Origin of the sequence: Grimontia hollisae CIP 101886 (assembly GCF_000176515.1) — a bacterium.
GTDB lineage: Bacteria > Pseudomonadota > Gammaproteobacteria > Enterobacterales > Vibrionaceae > Enterovibrio > Enterovibrio hollisae.
Genome location: NZ_ADAQ01000013.1, coordinates 655,348 through 676,383, shown reverse-complemented (window position 1 = coordinate 676,383; position 21,036 = coordinate 655,348). Strand labels below are relative to the sequence as shown.

The following is a 21,036-nucleotide window of genomic DNA, read 5'->3' as shown; positions in this document are numbered from 1 at the left end:
GGATATAGGGAAATAATGAAATACATTGTTTCCCTATTTGGTTTAATAATATGCGCGCCGATGATCTTATTTTGTTTTCCCAGGTGGTTGAGTTGGGAAGTTTCAGCAAAGCGGCTGAGCAAAATAATCTTACAAATTCGGTAGTTAGTAAGCGGGTGGCCCGTCTTGAGGAAGAGCTGGGTGTGCAACTACTTTACCGCACTACCCGGAAATTAACCCTGACCGAAGCAGGGAAAGCATTGTTGCATGGTGCTAAAAATGTGAAGCAAGCCACTCAGGAGGCTGTCAACTCGGTGATTGGTTTTGGTGAAAACATCACCGGGCATATCAAAATGTCGGTCCCTACCATTTCCGGCGATCTGTTACTGGCGGATGCAGTCGCAGAATTTTGCAGCCAGAACCCCGGTCTCACCGTAGATATGTCACTGAATAATAAGTTTGTTGACCTTATTGAAGGCGGCTACGATCTGGTTATCCGCACCGGTTATCTGGAAGACTCCAGCCTCATCGCCCGCCACTTTTTAGACTCGCAGTGGGTGGTGTGCGCGTCGCCTGAATACCTATCACGCTACGGTAAGCCGGCCACACCGGAAGCCTTGGTTGATCACAATTGCCTGCAATATGCCTACCAGACCACCGGTGCGTCGGAGTGGGAATTTAAAGCATCAAAGGGGAATTATATCGTCCGGGTTTCCGGCAGTTTCTCAACCGACAACGCAACAGCCCTACGTAAAGCTGCGCTGGGGGGCTATGGCATCGCGTATGTGCCGCGTTGTCTGGTATATCACGATCTGCTGGAGGGAAACCTGATTGATATTTTCCCCGAGCAAGTCGGCAAGAAACTTGGCATTTATGCCGTATATCCTTTCACCCGTCAGCCTCCCACCAAAGTCAAAATGCTGATTGAGCATATACGTAAAAGGTATCTTGAGATTGCCCACTATTTTTAAATTGTCCTGTTAGTTGCTTAAACGTTGGGTGACGTTTTCAAGTCCTGGCGAATATCTATGCCAGTCATGCCATGGGCGCACCTTATTGCACGTTGCTATTTTCCAGATAGAGAAGCGTGATCCCCCTTCAAACGTGCAATCTGGGGGGGAAGTGATGCATTTCACACAATGTTTTCCATGCGACTTTTTTCCAGTAAATGTTAGTTATTTAATATATTTGGCTGGTTGAGAAAGTCATATCATTTCGGCATCTGAATCAAACAGAAAAACATCCTATGAAAGTTGTTGCTATTACCGCTTGCCACACAGGAATCGCCCATTGCTACATGGCAGCCGATCGTTTGGTTGAAGCGGCCCGCTCCCTGAATATTCAAATAAAAGTCGAAACACAGGGGGCGATGGGTATCGAAAACAAAATATCCAAACGCGAGTTTGATTCCGCGGATCACATATTGTTGGCAACTGAAATCAGCCCCTCTGAAAGCGAACGTTACGCAGGTAAACCACTCACCATGGTCTCGGTGCAAGAAGCCATCAATCACCCTATTGCTCTTTTGAAAAAGCTTAAATGAAGAATATGAAAAAAGAAGTCGCATTTACCTGTGAGCTGCCAAACGGCATTCATGCGCGTCCCGCCAATCATCTGGAAGCAGTCTGTGCCCAGTTCAAGAGTGAAATCACCTTGCGCAATCTGCGTAATAACAACGCAGGCTCTGCAAAAAGCGTTTTGTCGTTGGTCGGAACGGATACCCTGCTTAACGACCCCTGTTTACTCATTATCGAAGGTGAGGATGCAGAAGCTGCCTTCGATGTGCTGACAACATACCTGAACGACGTATTCCCGCATTGTGATGAAGAGCTGGTGGCGATAGATGAAGGCGATGTCACGCTGCCACAGTCGTTGATGCGTCATAATCCTACCTTGATCAAAGCGAAGCGTTTGTCTGCCGGTATTGGCAAAGGAAAATTGGTGTGCTACCGCGACGTAGCGCTTTCCCTGTTCGCTAATGCGGTTTCTACTCTGTCGTTTGATGACGTTAAACAGCAAGTGGCCATGGCGCTGCTGGACAAAGCTGAACAGGCGAGCGGTCAGGAAAAAGAGATCATCAATGCCCACCTCGGCATGTTGAAAGATGAGGCGCTAAATGACGCTGTTGCTAACGGAGTGGCACATGGGAACACATTGGCACAGGCCATCATCAACGCCGTAGACAGTATCAGTGCGACTCTGTTGCAATCATCGTCTGATTACCTTAAAGAGCGTGTGCTTGATATCAAAGACATTGCCCTGCAACTGCTTATTGCCGCTCACCCCGAACTGAACGTTTCCACCGAGTTCACCCTGACAGAACCTTCTATTGTGATTGCTAACGATCTGACACCAAGTCAGTTTCTGGGGCTGGACCGCCATCACCTGAAAGGGTTGATCCTGACGCAGGCAGGGTCAACTTCCCACACGGTGATTCTGGCGCGCGCATTTAACATTCCCGCGGTTTCTGGCGTGGCGGTGGAAGAGTGCGCGGCGCAGGAAGGTGAGCTTATTTACATTGACGGCGGGCTGGGAGTGGTTTCCCTCGATCCATCGCAGCACGTTGTCACCTATTTTGAACGCGCCATCTGGCTGGCAGATCAAAGAGCGAAAAAAGAGAGCGAGTTTGTAAACCAGCCCGGTAAGACCCGCGATGGCAAAGAAATAGAAATCGCGGCGAACATTGCGTGTACCGTTGAAGCAACACCCGCGTTTGAAAAAGGTGCCGAAGGCGTAGGCCTGTTCCGTACTGAAATGCTGTTTATGGACCGTGCGACCGCACCGGGCGAAGAAGAGCAATTCAACGCTTACAAAGCGGTACTTGAGGCGGCAGAAGGCAAGCCGGTTATCATCCGTACCATGGATATCGGTGGCGACAAGCCGATTGAATACCTGAACTTGCCACACGAACACAACCCGTTCCTGGGTTACCGTGCAGTGCGCATTTACCCTCAGTTTATCAGCCTGTTCCACACCCAAATCCGCGCCATTTTGCGTGCCGCACCGTTTGGGAAAACCAAAGTGATGATCCCGATGATCCAAAGCATCGAAGAGATCCGCTGGGTGAAAGAGCAAATCAGCATTGTCCAAGCGCAGCTGGAGGGTGACGGCGTCGCGTATGGCGAGTTTGAGCTTGGCATCATGGTAGAAATTCCCTCTGTGGCTTTCCTCATGGATCAGTTCTGCAAAGAAGTGGATTTCTTCAGTATTGGCTCAAATGACATGACCCAGTACCTGCTGGCAGTCGATCGTGATAACGATAACGTCGCGAAACTGTACAACAGCTTGGCTCCGTCATTCCTGCGCCTGCTGGATGCGGTTGTGAGCGGCGCACATGAGCATGGTAAATGGGTTGGCTTGTGTGGTGAGCTGGGCGCGAACAAGAAAGTACTGCCACTGCTGGTGGGGGCGGGACTGGATGAGCTGAGCATGGCGGCGCCAAGTATTGCCCCAACCAAAGCGCAACTGAGCCAGATGGACAGCAAACAGTGCCGTGAGCTTTTCGTTCAGGCATGCAACTGCCCAACCATCGCAGATGTTGAAGCGTTGCTGGAAGCGTTCAGTCGCTCACAGGAAGATAAACCACTGCTGGCAACGGAATGTGTGTTGCTGGATTGCGATTTCAACTCCAAAGAAGAAACCATTCAAACGCTGGTTGGCAACCTGGGTATTCAAGGCCGCACCAATCTGGTAGGTGAACTTGAAGGCGACATCTGGGCACGTGAAGCGGTATTTACCACAGGGCTTGGTAACGGTTTTGCGATCCCACACACCAAGTCAGACAACATTGTCCATTCCTCCATTTCTATTGCACGCCTGAACAAACCGGTGCGTTGGAGTGATGATGAAGAAAGCGACGTCGAGTTCGTGATCATGCTGACGCTGAACAAAAATCAGGGCGACCAACATATGCGCATCTTCTCGGGCCTGGCGCGAAAATTGATTCACGAAAACTTCAGAAACACCCTAAAAACCATGAAGACAGAAGAGGACATGATCGCCTTTCTGACCTCAGAGCTTGCGCTGTAACACCCATGTGAAATCCCAAAGATGCCACTTCTGCTGGTGGCATCTTTGCTGAAAGGTAACACCATGAAAATGAAATTTGCTCCTTGTGCATTGGCGATTGCCATTACGCTGTCTCTGGCTGGCTGCCCTTTAGACGACAACAATATTGGTGCAGGAACATCAGCGCCTTCCGTGGGTGTGGTCGACATGTCTGTCCTGAAATATGTTGACCCAATGATCGGTACGGCGGCTTCTGGGCATACCTTCCCCGGTGCAGTGGTGCCGGCAGGTATGGTTCAGCTCTCACCGGATACGTTTATTGGTTCCAACCGTGATCATGAATCCGGGTTAAATGCGTGGCACTCCGCATCCGGTTATTGGGATTCATCGAATTATGAAACAGGTGAGATTGTCGATACAGACGTGCCAATCTATGGGTTTTCGCACACGCACCTTTCAGGAACCGGAGCGACGGATCTTGGTGATATTCTGGTTTTACCTTATTCAGACATGAATGATTCGCTGATCAATGCGTTTGATAAAGCCAACGAAGTGGCGACAGCGGGGTATTACAAGACCAAACTAAACAAAGGCAATATCGATGTTGAGCTGACCACGACCAAACGCGTAGGCTTGCACAAATACACCTTTGCGGCAGGTGCAGACCGAAATGTGAAGTTTGATCTTGGTCATACCTTGCTGAACAACAACGGTGCGTCACTCAAGAACAAAATTGAGCTGATTGACGCGTACACCATTCGTGGTCGGAAGTCGTCAACAGGCTGGTTCCAAGGACAGGATCATCAAGGTCATGACATCTTTTTCTATGCCAAGTTTAACCAGCCCGTTGTAAAGGCGTTGTTAGGTGAAGCAGAAAATGCGCCATCACGTGAAATGCGTAATAACGCAGTCTATCAGGGGGATGACCTGACCGCGTACCTGAATTTTGGTAAAGGCGAGGAGCCGATTGAAATTCGCGTGGGTATCTCACCGGTAAACTGGCATGGCGCGCAGAAGAACCTTGAGAAAGAAGCGGCGACATTTGATTTCGCGAAGGTGAAATTAGACGCCGAGTATGCGTGGGCGGAAAAACTGTCCAAGGTGAAAGTCACTGGTGGCACGGAGGCTGAGAAGACCAATTTCTACACCGGTATGTACCACATGATGATCGCGCCTATCGAATTCTATGATGTGGATGGCCGTTATGTAGATATGCTGGGAACCGTACGCACGCTGGAAGAAGGTGATATTCCTAATTATTCCATCTATTCAACCTGGGACACGTTTCGTGCAGTACACCCGTTCTGGACCATTATCGATCCTGAGCAGGCAACACGTTATGCCAAGGATCTGATCCGTAAATCTAACGATGAATTCGGCATGCTGCCGAAGTGGGAAGGCCACGGCTCAGAGACGGGCACTATGATTGGGTATCCATCAACGGCCATTCTTGGTGATGCCGTCGCGAAAGGGCTGATTGATGCGAAAGAAGCGCTTCAGGCATCCGTGAAATCTGCGCGATACCGACCACATGATTTCCCTCAAATTCACGATGGCATTCTCAGCTCGCTGATGGCGGGTCAGCTGAACTACCACATCAATGAAAAGTGTGTCCGTGTGCCGAACTGGAACTCTGTTTCTTACTCGCTCGAATTCTCTTTCTACGATTGGACGATCGCAGAAATGGCAAAAGCGGCTGGCGATATGCACACTTACGACGAGTTCAAAGCACGTTCATATAACTCGCTGACGCATTGGGATGAAGAATCCGGTTTCTTTGTTCCAACGGTTCAGGTGGGCGACGATAACTGTGCGCCACTGGCAGGCTCTGGTACATCTTGGGCACAGGAGCTGTACCCGAAAGGTGTTTTTGACCCATACGTTGCAAACCCCTATGCCTTTACAGAAGGCAATGCCTGGCAATGGCAGTGGGCATTCATGCAAGATCTGGACAAACTGACCGAGATGATGGGGGGCACGGCTGGCTTGAATGAGAAGTTGAATAACCTGTTTAACGCAGATTCCAATCAGGGCGATCAGCATCAGGATATGACCGGTTATATTGGCCAGTATATCCACGGTAACGAACCGTCGCACCACGTGATTTATTTGTATAACCGCACTGAGGAATCCTACAAAACCCAGGAATACCTGGACCAGGTTTACGATCAATTCTATAAGCCAACACCGGACGGCATTATTGGCAATGAAGATGTTGGTCAGATGTCAGCGTGGTATTTGATGTCGGCGTTGGGCTTCTACCAGATTTCACCCACGGATCCGACCTACACCATCGGTCGTCCAATTTTCGATCATGTCACTTTGCCAATGGGTGAGGGGTATTTCAACGTCATCGCCGAAAACAATGGCCCAGATAACCTCTATGTGAAAGAGGTGACCATCAATGGTAAACCGTTGGATAAATACAACACATTTAAACATTCAGAGTTTAAAGCCGGTGGTGAATTACGGTTTGTCATGACAGCAGATAAATCAGAAGCGATGGCGGCAAACTTGTAGAAAGTTCTTAAAAAACACCATTTAAATAACTGCAACCGTCTTGTGCTCATCTGTAATCAGCAGGTGCAGGATGGTTGCATCTCTAAAAGGAAAAATTAAAAGCTAAGCCTCTACCAAAAAATAAAAATTAAAAAATAGAATTAACACATCCAATAAAAGAAAAGGTTGATAATGAATAGTAAACGTTCGTCGCTATCCTTGGTGATTTTGCTTGCTATTGCTGGCTGTAATTCTGATTCAAATACTGCTGGCATTCCTGACGATTTAAACGTCCCGATGGATACATCATTAACGAAATATGTGAACCCTCTGATTGGCACAGGTGCTGATGGCCATACGTTCCCAGGGGCAGTGTATCCAAATGGTATGGTTCAACTGTCTCCGGACACTGAAATGGAAGGCTGGGGATCCGCCGCTGGCTATTTTGACCACGGCAAGTCGGTTGATATTCCTGTCTACGGCTTTTCACATACCCATCTCTCTGGAACGGGCATCACTGATTTAGGAGATATTCTTGTTCTTCCATTCACAAAAAAAGAGAACGCGGTATTCAATACGTTTGATAAAGAAAATGAAGTTGCAGAAGCAGGTTATTATTCTGTTGAATTAAATAAAGGGGAAATTAAAGCGGAGTTAACTGCAACACCACGTGTGGGTTATCATCGCTATACCTTTAAAGAAAACACCACGCCGTTTATTAAATTTGATCTTGACCATACCTTGAATAAAGGTCATTTCAATAATCGCACGATGGACGGTGATATTGAATTTATTGATGCTTATACCATTCGCGGTATTCGTAGCTCAAATGGCTGGGCGAACAACCAACATGTTTATTATTATGCGAAATTCAACCAGCCAATTATTAAGGCAACCGTACTGGTCGATGGCGTTGAAACGGAAATCGATGTAAACGCAGATACCATTGATGGCATCAAGACAGTGGCTTATCTGGAATTTGCCCCTTCCAGGAACCCGCTTGAAATTCAGGTTGGTTTGTCACCAACGGGAAGAGAAGGTGCCCAGAGGAATCTGGAAGCGGAAACCAAAAACACCAACTTTGATACAGCCCGTGCCAATGCGAATAATGCCTGGCACAACGCGTTGACAAAAATGCGTGTATCAGGTGGTACAGAAACGCAAAAAGAAATTTTCTACACCGCGCTTTACCATGCTTCTATTGCCCCAATGATCTTCCAGGATGTTGATGGGCAGTACCCAGCAATGCGTACCCGTACCATTAAAGATGCGGGTGACACGCCGAATTATTCTGTTTATTCGATGTGGGATACTTTCCGAGCGTTCCATCCGCTGCAAACCATTATTAATCCGGAGCGCGCTGAAGATTATGCCAACGATCTGATCCGTAAATATCAAGACGGTGGCATTTTGCCTAAGTGGGAACTACACGGCCATTACACAGGGACTATGATTGGTTTCCCCGCGGTTTCCATTATTGCAGATGCGATGGTGAAAGGACTGGATATTGACCCACAACAAGCCAAAGAAGCGGCTGAGTTTACTGTTCGTTACCACGAAAAATCTGAGTTCCCAGATTGGACCGAGGATAACAACATCGGTGCAGCCAATGTCGTGCAAGTGAAGGCATATGAAGAAAATGGTTTTGTTCACCACGGTTACTGGAACAGTGCCTCTTACACGCTGGAATTTGCCTATGGCGATTGGGCTATGTCTGAGATTGCACGCATGGCTGGCGATGTCGAGTTACAGGAAGAGTTCCTGCTACGTTCAAAAAACTGGCTGCACCATTGGGATGCTTCAACCGGCTTCCTGCGTCCGAAAAATCACCCGCTAAGTTCATCTCCCAACAAACCTCCCCTTGAGTTTTACCAGCCTATTGATGAAGCGCGCAGGGATGAGTGTGTGTCTGTGGAATGGCCAGAAGGTTCAGGTACATTTAAGGAAAAATGCCCACTACTGCCGTTTGACCCTTACTTCGTCGATGAATTTGCCTTTACCGAAGGTAATGCATGGCAGTGGAAATTCCAGCCGATGCATGATTTCGCCCGCCTGAAAGCTGAGATCTACGCAGCGGATATCGCCAACGGTAAAGACACCACGCCGGAGAAAGCCTTCCGTGAAGATTTGGATGAACTGTTTAACGCACGTTCTTCTAACACCGGTGAGGAACTTCCGGATCTGACCGGCTATATCGGTCAGTACATGCACGGTAATGAACCCTCGCACCATATTCCTTACCTCTACGCCATGACTGACGAGCCATGGAAAGCCCAGGAGTATCTGGATCGCATCATGGCTGAAATGTACACCTCGGCGCCGACCGGGCTTATCGGTAATGAAGACGTGGGCCAGATGAGTGCCTGGTACTTGATGTCCGCGATGGGCTTCTATCAGGTGACTCCGGCAGACCCAACATACACCATCGGTCGTCCGTTGTTTGATGAAATCACGATTCCGGTTAAAGGCGGTGAATTCAAAGTGATTGCAGACAACAACAGCCCGCATAACAAGTACGTGAAATCTGTCACCATCAACGGAAAACCCCTGGATAAGCACTTTACGTTCAAGCATGACGAAATCCGTGCCGGTGGTGTCCTTCACTTTGTGATGACCGGTGACAAGCTTGAAGCCCTGCAAGCGCAGTAATCTCATTTTTTGATAAAGGGGAGGCGGCTCCCCTTGTAAGGAAGCTTAATGAACATTTCAAAAACCGCTGTCGCAAGCGCAGTGATCGCCAGCTTGTTAGGGCTTGCCGGTTGCAATGATGACGACAACCATGGCAATTCATCGGCCCTGAATGCGGACACCAGCAAACTGAAGTATGTCGACCCCTTTATCGGCACCGGCTTTAATGGCCACACCTTCCCTGGCCCCGTTGCACCAGAAGGCATGGTACAACTCTCGCCAGATACAGAGTTGATAGGCTGGCACTCCTCATCTGGCTATCACTTCGATAAAAACACCCTGTTTGGTTTCTCGCACACCCACCTGTCTGGCACAGGCATGGGAGGGCTGGGGGATATCCAGTTTCTGCCGTTTACGGAGGATAAAGCCAAATACATCGAAGATTCGGATGACTATCGCAAAGCGGTTTCGGTGAAGATGGATAAAACCTCGGAAGTGGCAGAGGCAGGTTATTACTCAGTGAAGATCGCTGAAAACGGCATTATTGCTGAATTGACGGCATCCGAGCGCGTAGGATTCCACCGTTATACTTACCCCAAAGATCAGCCACAACGCCTGAAAATCGATCTTAATTCCATCCTGAACAGCGATTGGGGTTCAACCTCACTGCGTAACAAACTCACTGTCAGTGAAGACGGCTACACCATCACCGGCGAGCGTGATGCGGCCCATTTTTCGGGTTGGGCGAAAAACCAGAAGATCTTCTTCCATGCGACCTTTGATAAAAAAATCAAAGAGGTGTACATCCTTGCCAACGGTAAGCCGGTGGAAGGTTTAACCGCTGAGCATACGTCTGAACTGATTTATGACGAGACGGGCAAACCAGTTAAACGCGTCAAAGCGGATGTGACGGCTTATGTCGAATTCGAATCTGAGGGTTCACAACAGCTCAATGCGCGAGTGGCGCTGTCAGCTGTTGATGCGGAAGGAGCAGCGAATAACCATCAGGCTGAAGCAACGGTCTCTTTTGATCAAGCGCGTGAAAATGTACGCCAGAAGTGGGCAAAAGCACTGAATTTTTCGATTGAAGGCGGGACGGAAGATCAGAAAGAGATTTTTTACACCGCGCTATACCACACCAAGATTGCCCCTATGGTACATCAGGATGTTGACGGCCGCTTCCGCGGCATGGGGAAAGGGTCTATTCGTGATGGGGTGCCTGCTATTGCTTACGGGGAAGCCACCGATGAACGCCCCAATTTCTCGGTCTATTCATTGTGGGACACTCATAAAGCGCTGCACCCACTTAAAACGATTACAGAGCCAGCCCGTGCGGTTCAGTATGCGAAGAACCTGGTACAGAAATACACCGAAAGTGGTTTGCTGCCGAAGTGGGAACATCTGGGCGATGAAACCGGCACCATGGTGGGGTATCCAGCCGTGGCCGTGATCGCGGATGCGATAACCAAATTCCCGGATGCATTTAGTCAGGAAGAAAAAGCGCTGGCACTGAAAGCGGCTATTGATTCCTCTACGTATGATAACTACAGCCAGTTGGCAACAGAGTGGGACACCGCGGTTCTGGATCGCACCCTGACCAAGCATATCGATTACATCGAGAAAAATGGCTTTGCCCCAGCAATACAACGTGTGGAGGGGGAGCCAGTTTTCGCTGACTATACGCTTGAGTCCGTCTCTTACGGTTTGGAAAACGCCTTTTACGATTGGGCCATTGCACAAATTGCCAAAGCGGCAGGGGATGTTGAAACCGAAGCCACTTACTTAAAACGATCAGAAGGCTACAAGCACTACTTTGATTACAACCCGTCGGAATACGTAGAGTTTGGCGTGACTGGCTTTATGCGCCCATTGATGATCGATAAAAGCTTCATGACACCGTTTGACCCTTATGGCACAGAGCATGAAACCGGTAACTACACCGAAGGCAATGCGTGGCAGTGGACCTGGTTTGTTCCACACGATGTCAATGGATTGAAGGACATCATGGGCGGAAATGAAGCGTTTGCGAAAAACCTTGAAGCGACCTTTACCGCCGAAAGTAATGGCACAGAAACCCCGGATATGTCCGGCCTGATTGGTCAGGTAGCGTTTGGTAATGAACCATCACACCACATTCCTTATCTGTTCAACTGGACTGACACCCCTTGGCGCACCCAGGAAGTGGTGGATTACATTCTGGACGACATGTACTTCGCCGCACCGGAAGGCGTGATTGGTAACGAAGATGTGGGTGCCATGTCTGCATGGTATGTGATGTCAGCACTCGGCTTTTATCAGGTGAATGCGGCAGAGCCAGTTTATACCATTGGTCGTCCATTGTTTGATAAAGCCATTATTCCAGTTCAAGGCGGCACATTCACCATCACGGCAGAAAACAACAGCGATAACAACATGTACATCAAGTCTGTTTCTATTAATGGCAAACCGCTTGATCAAGGATTGTTCTTCAACCATGCCGAATTTAAAGCCGGTGGCGAGCTTCATTTCGTCATGACGGGCAATAAATCCGAAGCCATGTCAGCTAACCAATAAACAATGTCAGTGAAATATAAGGTGCCCAATGAAAATAAAACGTTCTGCAATATCGTTAGCGATATTATTTGCCATTGCAGGCTGTCAATCTGATGACAATCCTTTTTTCCAAGGAGGATTGGATAACACACTGCCAACCGTTCCAGATAATAGCAAACCTGTCTGTCCGCCAATAACGGACGGTGACTGCTCTGATAAACCTAATCCGGAAAAGCCGTCAGTAGATATGGGTGTGCACAAACCGGTTGAGTTTGCTGATATGGACCTGACCCGTTATGTGAACCCCTTTATCGGCACAGGGAATCTGGGTAACACCTATCCGGGGGCGACCACGCCTCATGGCATGGTGCAGCTTTCACCAAACAATGGTGCAAATGGCTGGGAGTATATTTCTGGCTACTACTACCATGACCCACGTCTCTCGGGTTTCTCCCACACCCACCTTTCCGGTGCTGGTGCGGGGGATTTGAATGACATTCTGGTGATGCCAATCAACTCCCGCTCGAATTACATGATCAATGAAGGTTCTGCGACCTTGCACCTTGAAGCATCGCGCTTCCAGCATAAAGATGAGCAGGCAACGGCCGGTTATTATAAAGTCGATCTGCTTGACTACGGCATCAAGGCGGAATTAACCGCGTCAGATCGTGTTGGTGTTCACCGTTATACTTTCCCCCGTGACAGAAAATCAGAAATTATTGTGAATACCGGTTTTAAAATTAACTGGGATTACACTTCAGATTCTTACCTGAAATGGGATAAGAAAAATAACCGAATCGAAGGGCACCGTTTCTCTGATGGTTGGGCGCCAAGCCAAAAAGAATTCTTTGTAATGGAATTCGATCAGCCAATAAAAAATGTCCGCTTTGCTTATTACGACAAAGACCAGAAACGTTATATGGACGTGCCGGAAGGCATTACAGAGATCGGAAATGAAACCCGCGGCAAATACCAATATGCACGTGCCTATGTGGAATTTGATACCGCTGAAAAAGGCCTGACTGTTGAAGCCAAACTGGCGTTATCCAACGTTGAAATCGGTAAAAATGGCCAATCCGGCGCGTCACTGAACATGACAGAAGTCGCGGGCATGGACTTCGATGCAGTGCGTGAAGCAGCGACGAAGAAGTGGGAAGCTGAGCTTGGTAAAATCCGCGTGACCGGTGATGAAGAGTACAAACAGACTTTCTATTCTGCGCTCTACCATGCCTACCTCGGCCAGACTATCCATTCCGACTTGGATGGCCGCTATCGTCAGGTTCATCAAGGGCGTAACGCTTACCCCGATGGCAATACGCCATGGGGCGATAAAATTGACACCCTGAAAGAGTCAATTCGTATCGCGGATGCTAACAAAGATGGCAAAGCCGACTTTACCCGTTACGACACCTTCTCGCTATGGGATACCTATCGCGCCGTTCAACCGCTCTCTTCCATTCTGGAACCAGACCGTTTGGCAGATGTGGTGCTCTCTATGCTCTCTTATGCGGAAGAAGAGTGGGTTGATGACAAAGGCAACCTGCGCAAAGGCCGCTTACCTGAATGGACGTTTAAAGGTAACGAAACCGGCATGATGATGGGGATGCACGCCACGTCAGTTATCCACGATGTGCTGTCAAAAGGTTCACTCGATAAGCGCATGATTGACCTTGGTTTCACCGAGGAAGAGCGCAATGATGTAAAAGCACGTCTGATTGATGCCATGGTGACCGATGCACGTGCGGCAACCAGTCAGGGGGTTGCGTGGATTAAAGAGTACGAAGAGCAAGGTTATGTGCCAGCACAGTTGCATGACACGCCACCAGATCCATACGGCGCACATTCACCATTCAAAGATTCGTGGACGGCGTCTTACTCCCTGGAATATTCGATGAATGACTGGGCGATCGCACAATCTATTAAAGAAGTGTTTGGTGAAGATGATCCACGTTACGACGAGTTCGCCAACCGCTCCAATAACTGGCAGGCACAATTCGATTTCGGCGGCAGTCAGTACCAGGGCTGGTTCAAAGCCCGTGACTACAATGGGGAGTTCATCGATGCCAACTGGGTTGACCCCGTCACTGGCCGTGCTGTGGGTAAGGACTGGCGCCCAGACATGTTTAACTGGGCATTCTCAGAATCGAATGGCTGGCAATATTCTTTCAGTGTGCAGCACGACATTCATGGCCTGATTGACCTGATGACGCGCTTCGACCAAACCCAAGATCCTGAAGCCAAACGAGGGGAGTTGTTTACTGAGCGTTTGGATGAGTACTGGTCGACCTACCCGGATCGCAACGCCGGTGATAACCAGTTTCCGGTATTTAACACCGGCAATGTTGGTCAGCACGTTCAGGGTAACGAGCCGGACATTCACGTACCATATCTTTACAACTATGTCGGCCAGCCTTGGAAAGGGCAGGCGGCTATCGCAGCAGCAACCAATGTTTGCTACGACAATACTGCCGATGGCATCTGTGGCAATGATGACTTCGGTACGTTGTCAGCATGGTTCGTGTTTCGTGCGCTAGGCTTCTTCCCGGTCAACGCTTCTTCCGGCATTTACGAAATGGGTACGCCGCTGTTTGAAACCACATCCATTGATGTGGGCAATGGCCAGACCTTCACCATCAAAGCCAAAAACATCAGTCGCGACAACATCTTTATTCAGTCAGCACGCTTCAATGGCAAAGACTTTAATCGCACCTATCTGACCCATGACGAAATCATGTACGGCGGTCAGTTGGAATTTGTGATGGGTGACCGTCCAAACCCACGCTGGGGTTCGCTTGAGAGCGATCTGCCTCCGTCCCAGGGCATTGGTGTGTTCCTGCATGAAGACGAGATGCCAGCAGGCTCCCGTTAATCAATCACCTTTCAGGGGGAGCAAAACTCCCCCCTTTTTAGCATCCAAGTGGTATCAGAATGTTTAAACGAAATATCGTGCACCTGGCAGTTGTTCTCGCGCTGTCTGGCGGGATGGTGGCCTGTAATGATGACAACACCGTGGCAAATCCGGGCGACTTTAATACCGGATCTTCGGTTCTGGGTTATGTCGATACCCTGATCGGCACTAAGGGGTTGGGCAATGTAAACCCCTCGCCAGTGATGCCGGCAGGGATGATCCAGCCATCACCGGATAATTTCGATCCGACAGGCTGGAACGGCAAAGGTTCTCCGGTTGAATATGATCCTGCCCACGCGTTGCTGTCCGGTTTTTCGATGACGCATATTTCTGGCGCAGGGAAAGGTGACTTGAACGATTTCGCGTTTTTGCCTTACACCGGCTTTAACACGGATCCGGTCACCATGGATAAAAGTACCGAAGTGGCAGAAGTCGGTTACTATGCCGTCGAGTTAATGGAAACCGGGGTAAAAGCAGAGCTGTCAGCGACTGATCGCGTGGCCTTCCTGCGCTTTACTTTCAAGAAAGGGGAAGATCGAAAAGTGCGTATCGATCTCCAGCATGAATTGCTGGAACAATACGGCAACCACTCCCGTAACGTGTATTACAAGCGCGTGAATGACAGGACGGTGGTCGGTGCGCGAACGTCTAACGAATGGGGTCAGTGGCAAACCGTATTCTTTGCCGCCGAATTTTCTGAACCCGTGGTTGAAGAAAACCTGTATGCCAAACTCGCGTCTGAAAGCAAGCTCACCCCGACAGATGCCACGGAAGTCGGTCTGGAAGATTACCGTGGTTACGCAGAGCACAAACCCATGCCGGGTGAACCAGAGCCCGAAGCTGATCGTTTGGCAAAACGTGTTAATGATGTGATGACCCACCTGAACTTTGGTAAGGGTGATAAGCCTTTGATGGTTAAAGTGGCTATTTCAGGCACGGGGGTGGACGGCGCACTGAAAAACCTGCAAGCAGACACGAATGGTTGGGATTTCAATAATGTTGTCAGACAAAACCGTGATGCATGGCAGGATGTGTTAGGCGAGTTTGAGCTGGAAGGTGCCAAATCAGCCGATAAGACCATGTTCTATACCTCGCTTTACCGCACATTCGTTGCGCCATTCGTTTATCAGGATGTGGATGGCAAATACCGTGGTATGGACGGGAAAGTACATCAGGCTGAAGATGGGCTGGTGAACTATTCCGTGTATTCCATGTGGGATACTTTCCGTGCAGCACACCCGCTGAAAACCATCATTGATAAAGACCGCGCGGTTGAGTATGCACGCGACCTGCTGAATAAATATAAAACCGGTGGCGTGTTACCAAAATGGGAACTTCATTCTGATTACACCGGCGAAATGGTGGGGCATCCGGCGGTTTCCGTCCTTGCTGATATCATGGTGAAACACCCTGAAGCCTTCACCAGTGCTGAGTTTGATTTGGCATTGCAGGCGGCGGAAGAGACCGTCAATTTCAATCTGGATAAAACCGATAGCTGGGTACCTTACCGCGATGCGTGGAATGGCGACAAACGATTCACCGTCATGACCCGGCACAACGATTACCAGGAAGCACACGGCTTTATCCCTGCAAATACCAAATGGGCAGCGGATTCGGGCGACAAGCCTGCTTACGTTGAGGGCCTGAGGGTCGACAAATACGACGAGCTGGTTAACGAGTCGGTCTCCTATGGTCTTGAGAATGCTTACTACGACTGGTGCATTGCCCAAATCGCAAAACTGGCAGGTAACGATGCGCTGTTTAACCGCTATATGTCGCGTTCTGAGTCGTTCAAAAACTACTTTGATTACAACCCTGACTATTACGCCAATCTGCGTGATCCTAACGGCCACCCACTGGGTGTTACCGGCTTTATGCGACCGGCCTATTTGAATGTGGGTGACAAAATCTGGGCGAACAACATCAAGGCAGAGTGTCTCGATGCGAACATGGCTCTCTCAATTCCAGACGGAATGGATTACAACAGCTGCAAAGACCATAAGGCGCTGACTGAAAACGATTTGTTCTGGCCTTACCGCGCCGAGCACCGTGGTGAAGACTTTACCGAAGGTAACACCTGGCAGTGGACGTGGTTTGCGCCACACAACCTGAACGGGCTGGCAAACGTCATGGGCGGTGAGTATATCAAGCGAACCGATTTTTCTTTGCCTGAAAGCGTGACCTCAGCGGGTAAAGCGGCGTTCCTGACCAACCTCAATGCCCTGTTTAATGCTGATGCCAATGCTGACACCAGCCAGTCGCATGATATGTCCGGGTATATCGGGCAGTTTGTAATGGGGAACGAGCCGGATCATCACGTGCCTTACCTTTACAACTGGACAGCAGAGCCATGGAAAACACAGGAAGTGGTAGATCAGGCAATGAACGCGTTTTACCATCCGACATTGGATGGCTTGATTGGTAACGAAGATGTGGGACAGATGTCCGCCTGGTATGTGATGTCTGCACTGGGCTTTTATCAGGTCACGCCGGGTGAAGCGACCTATACCATCGGCAGACCGGTGTTCGATAAAGCGGTTATCCCGGTTGACGGTGGAAAGTTCACCATCAGTGCGGAAAACAACAGTGAAGAAAACATCTACGTGAAATCCGTTTCCATTAACGGTAAGCCTTTGGATGCCAACTTCTCGTTTGCCCACAGTGAGCTGAAAGACGGGGGCGAACTTCACTTTGTAATGACAGGTGACAAATCAGAAGCGATGAAAGCCGTGGACTGATTTGTGCGGCATTGAAATTGAAACAGCAAAAAGGGTCATGCGTGATGACCCTTTTCTTGTTTCTTATGGCGTAAGCAGATGTGGCGTTTATTTTAACGGTAGAATGACGGTACCGTGTCCATGATTGCCAGCATGGATTTATGTCGATAATAATCGATACTCACTCGGCGTTTTTCCTGTCTTTTGCTTAAACACCCTGCAGAAATAGTTGGTGTCTTTAAAGCCGCAGCGGTGAGCGATTTCGTCGACTTTGAAGTTGTATTTCTTGAGCATAAACTTGGCGCGGTCGAGGCGTACATAAGTGACGTAATCAGCGTATCTCACAGATCCTTCCTGATTGAACAAGCGGGAAACGTGGGCGGAGGAAACACCAAAACGGCTGGCGACGGACGTGCGGGTGATGTTTTTATGAAAGTTTTCCTGCACATAAATACACATGCTGCGATAGAGTTTTTCACGGCGGCTGACTTTTTCCTGCTGGGGGCCTTGCAGCAATTCATTGCAGTATGTGACCAGAGCATTGGCAAGATGCCCTGCCATCACCATAGAGCGGCTTTCGTCTGACATGCTATTGAGAGCATCCAGCACATGTTCTACGGCCATTGAGGTCGGCAGTGGCATGGCATATTTTTGTACATCTACGAAGCCATTTCCCACTTCATGATGCACAAAACTAAACCCAATCTGGTGCTTACTGAACAGAATAGACAGTATTTTGCAGGTGCTTTCCCAGGTCGGTTTGCTCCAGGCGTTGGAAGGAATATAAACCATTTCACCCTGTTGGAGCAGGAGCTTTTTCTCACCGGTACGGGCATCCACAATCAGGTCGTATTCGCCATCCAGTATCAGTTCAAGGCGGTTGAAGTTTACTTGATACGCCCCTTGGGGAGGGGTGTTTTTGCTTAAACAAACTTTAGACAGTTTGCCGTTGAAGTTAATCAAGTACTCGGCAATGTTGTGGTGCATGAAGAGAGCCTTTCAACAGAAAATATCGATATACAGTGAAAGACAGGATGATAAGAGGGTTTATATGTTAAAGGAAACTGAAAAAACGCGATATGGAAACGGTATCCATATCGCGGTATTGAGAGTTATGCTTGAGCTAGCATGCTTTCTAGTTTCGCGACGATTTCAGGTGCCTGTTTCGCCGCTTGGGTGACGGTGACACGCACAATTTTCTTACCTGCAAAACGCTCTTCATTCTTAATGGCGATGTCCTTGGTCAGGACCACAACATCTGCTGATTCTACATCGGCTGGAGTGAGTTCATTTTCGATACCAATGGCACCTTGGGTCTCAATCTTCGCTTCCCAGCCTCGTGCTTTTGCTGCGGTCTCCAGTGCTTCAGCGGCCATGTAAGTGTGTGCTACACCAGATGGACAAGACGTTACACCAATCAATTTCATGCTTATTTACCCGTGTTTTTATTTGAGTTGTTTAGTCGAAGGACAATTCCAGTTCTTCGGTTTTTGCTTGTTTATCTTCTTCGTGGACAGTGATGGTTTTTTTCAGTGCGTTCACGATCAGGGCTGTGGTTACAGCACCAGCGATGACGGCGGCGACGTACATGATGCGACCTTCAACCACTGGCAGGACAATTAGCCCCCCCCATGGCGCATGGTTGATTACGCCGCCCAGAAATGCCACGACATTACCTACGATACCGCCTGCAACGATGGCTGGGATAACACGTGCAGGATCGTTTGCAGCAAAGGGGATCGCACCTTCAGTAATACCGATACAGCCCATGATCGTTGCTGCCTTGCCTGCTTCACGCTCTTCAGGGGTGTATTTTTTCGGAGACAGGAAGGTAGCCAGTGCCATGCCCAGTGGCGGAACACAGATGGCTACACCAACACCGCCCATCAGCCAAGGTTGCGTGCCAACCTGAGTCTGTGCAAACAGGGTCGCCACTTTGTTGATTGGGCCCCCCATATCGAATGCGGTCATACCACCCAAGATCGCGCCTAGCACCGCTTTAGATGTACCAGCCATGGATTGTAAGCCTTCATTCATGAATGTCATGAATGCAGCAATGGGCTGACCGATAACCCACACCACCAGTGCAGAAACGATAAAAGTACCGCCGATAGGAATGATGAAGTAAGTGGACAGCGCTTTAAGTTTGTTAGAAAGAGGGATGCGCTTCAGTTGCAGAACCACGTAACCAGCGATGAAACCCACGACGATGGCGCCGAGGAAACCGGCTTGCACTTGGTTTGCCAAATATGCCCCAATCATACCCGGTGCCAGGGCAGGGCGATCAGCGATAGAATAAGCAATGTAGCCCCCTAGAACTGGTACAAACAGGGTGAAACCTGCAATACCCATGTCCCACAGACCTTCCAGAAATACGCCTTCTGGTACTGCGCCTTTGCCATTTAGCATGACTGACAGAGCAAGCAGTACACCACCTGCTACAACAAATGGCAGCATATGACTGGTACCGGTTAGGAGGTGCCGTTTGAGTTCAGCGAAGTTTGTTTTCATAAGTTAGACCTTGTACTCGAGTTATTGGGTTATGTCTCGTGATGGTCTGATTATGCGTCGGCAGAACTGCTTGGGATATTGGACAAATCATTCCTTTACTGGAGAAATGTTGCATATTGACCTCATTGAGAAGGCAGTCACATATCTCAATCAATCAGCACTTTACGGTTTTTTATATGGTGATGAAGGCGTGAAATATCGTATTAAAGCAACAATGTTGACAAGATTTGGCAAATATAATGACAAAAAAATCGGGCCGGAGCCCGATCATCGGTGTTTTGGAGTATGCGTACCGCAGAAGTTCTTGGCTGCATAGGCGACACGTTCTTCCGGCGTGGTCATATGCGTTGTTTCTCCCATGGCTTCAATGTGTCGAAGCCTTGGTAGCAAACCACAGCCATTGGCAATTTGGATTGCCAATCCTGGGCGGGCATTCAGTTCTAATACCATTGGGCCCTTTTCTTTGTCGAGCACCATATCTGTGCCCAAATAACCCAGTCCTGTCATTTCCCAGGCACTGGCCGCCAGAGTGAGCAACTGTTCCCATTGTGGTACCTGTAGCTCGCTCAATAAGCGGCCGGTATCGGGGTGTCGCTCGATAGGACGATTGAACTGCACAGCGCGCAGGGCTTTGCCTGTGGCAATATCAATACCGACGCCTACTGCCCCCTGATGTAGGTTGGCTTTGCCGTCTGATGCTGAGGTTGAAAGGCGCATCATCGCCATTACCGGATAACCCTTGAACACGATCACACGGATATCGGGGACACCTTCGTAGCTGAATCCGTCAAAGACATCGTCAAACTGGATAAGGTTTTCCACCACAGCGACATCGTTCTTGCCTCCTAGGGAAAATAATCCTGCCAGCGTATTGGTGATGTGACGCTCGACTTCTTCTTTGCTGACCTCAGAGCCTGACGGTTTTTTGTAAACGCCATCCTTGTTTGACGTCACAACCAAAATCCCTTTTCCCCCAGAGCCTTGTGCAGGTTTGATCACAAAACCCGGCCAGTCTTTTACCATGTTATGAATGGTAGGGACATCGTGTTGTTCACTGATCACGCCAATAAGTTCGGGCACGGTTGCGCCTGCTTTCTGGGCAATCCGTTTGGTTTTGAGCTTATTATCCACCAGCGGGAACAAGCTCCGTCTGTTATACCGGCCTATATAGCTGATATTGCGGCGGTTCATTCCCATAATCCCCGCATGGTGGAGCTTGAATGGCGAGGTGTATTTCTTAAGAAACCCCAGCAT

The 21,036-nt window shown here is 49.1% G+C and carries 12 protein-coding genes; 8 read left to right on the top strand and 4 right to left on the bottom strand.

Annotated elements, in window-relative coordinates:
- The first annotated feature begins 50 nt into the window (after positions 1 to 50).
- The 8 genes from VHA_RS15880 (at position 51) to VHA_RS15845 (ending at position 17,292) form a co-directional block, all read left to right on the top strand.
- Positions 51 to 950, top strand: a complete 900-nt coding sequence (locus tag VHA_RS15880) for a LysR family transcriptional regulator (protein ID WP_005506151.1) — start codon at positions 51 to 53, stop codon at positions 948 to 950.
- Between the two features lie 275 nt (positions 951 to 1,225).
- Positions 1,226 to 1,522, top strand: a complete 297-nt coding sequence (locus tag VHA_RS15875) for a PTS fructose transporter subunit IIB (RefSeq protein ID WP_005506149.1) — start codon at positions 1,226 to 1,228, stop codon at positions 1,520 to 1,522.
- Positions 1,523 to 1,527: 5 nt separating this feature from the next.
- Positions 1,528 to 4,008 (top strand): phosphoenolpyruvate--protein phosphotransferase, encoded by a 2,481-nt coding sequence (gene ptsP / locus VHA_RS15870; protein ID WP_005506147.1) that lies wholly within the window; start codon positions 1,528 to 1,530, stop codon positions 4,006 to 4,008.
- Between the two features lie 69 nt (positions 4,009 to 4,077).
- Positions 4,078 to 6,507: a GH92 family glycosyl hydrolase gene (locus tag VHA_RS15865; protein ID WP_040529300.1), complete on the top strand. Its 2,430-nt coding sequence runs from the start codon at positions 4,078 to 4,080 to the stop codon at positions 6,505 to 6,507.
- 171 nt (positions 6,508 to 6,678) lie between these two features.
- Positions 6,679 to 9,135, top strand: a complete 2,457-nt coding sequence (locus tag VHA_RS15860; RefSeq protein WP_040529114.1) for a GH92 family glycosyl hydrolase — start codon at positions 6,679 to 6,681, stop codon at positions 9,133 to 9,135.
- 48 nt (positions 9,136 to 9,183) lie between these two features.
- The gene (locus VHA_RS15855; RefSeq protein WP_005506139.1) at positions 9,184 to 11,667 is read left to right on the top strand and encodes a GH92 family glycosyl hydrolase; all 2,484 of its coding nucleotides are present in this window, start codon (positions 9,184 to 9,186) and stop codon (positions 11,665 to 11,667) included.
- A gap of 28 nt (positions 11,668 to 11,695) precedes the next feature.
- Positions 11,696 to 14,515, top strand: a complete 2,820-nt coding sequence (locus tag VHA_RS15850; protein WP_005506137.1) for a GH92 family glycosyl hydrolase — start codon at positions 11,696 to 11,698, stop codon at positions 14,513 to 14,515.
- Between the two features lie 59 nt (positions 14,516 to 14,574).
- Positions 14,575 to 17,292: a GH92 family glycosyl hydrolase gene (locus VHA_RS15845; protein ID WP_005506135.1), complete on the top strand. Its 2,718-nt coding sequence runs from the start codon at positions 14,575 to 14,577 to the stop codon at positions 17,290 to 17,292.
- Between the two features lie 138 nt (positions 17,293 to 17,430).
- On the opposite strand, the gene VHA_RS15840 is transcribed toward VHA_RS15845, so the two are convergent.
- From VHA_RS15840 to VHA_RS15825, 4 genes are all read right to left on the bottom strand, one after another.
- Complete coding sequence (locus tag VHA_RS15840; protein WP_005506133.1) at positions 17,431 to 18,258, bottom strand: AraC family transcriptional regulator; 828 nt, start codon at positions 18,256 to 18,258, stop codon at positions 17,431 to 17,433.
- 125 nt (positions 18,259 to 18,383) lie between these two features.
- Positions 18,384 to 18,698 (bottom strand): PTS fructose-like transporter subunit IIB, encoded by a 315-nt coding sequence (locus tag VHA_RS15835; RefSeq protein ID WP_005506127.1) that lies wholly within the window; start codon positions 18,696 to 18,698, stop codon positions 18,384 to 18,386.
- A 31-nt stretch (positions 18,699 to 18,729) separates the two neighbouring features.
- Positions 18,730 to 19,782, bottom strand: a complete 1,053-nt coding sequence (locus tag VHA_RS15830) for a PTS fructose transporter subunit EIIC (RefSeq protein ID WP_040529112.1) — start codon at positions 19,780 to 19,782, stop codon at positions 18,730 to 18,732.
- Positions 19,783 to 20,049: 267 nt separating this feature from the next.
- Positions 20,050 to 21,036: an alpha-L-glutamate ligase-like protein gene (locus tag VHA_RS15825; protein ID WP_005506123.1), complete on the bottom strand. Its 987-nt coding sequence runs from the start codon at positions 21,034 to 21,036 to the stop codon at positions 20,050 to 20,052.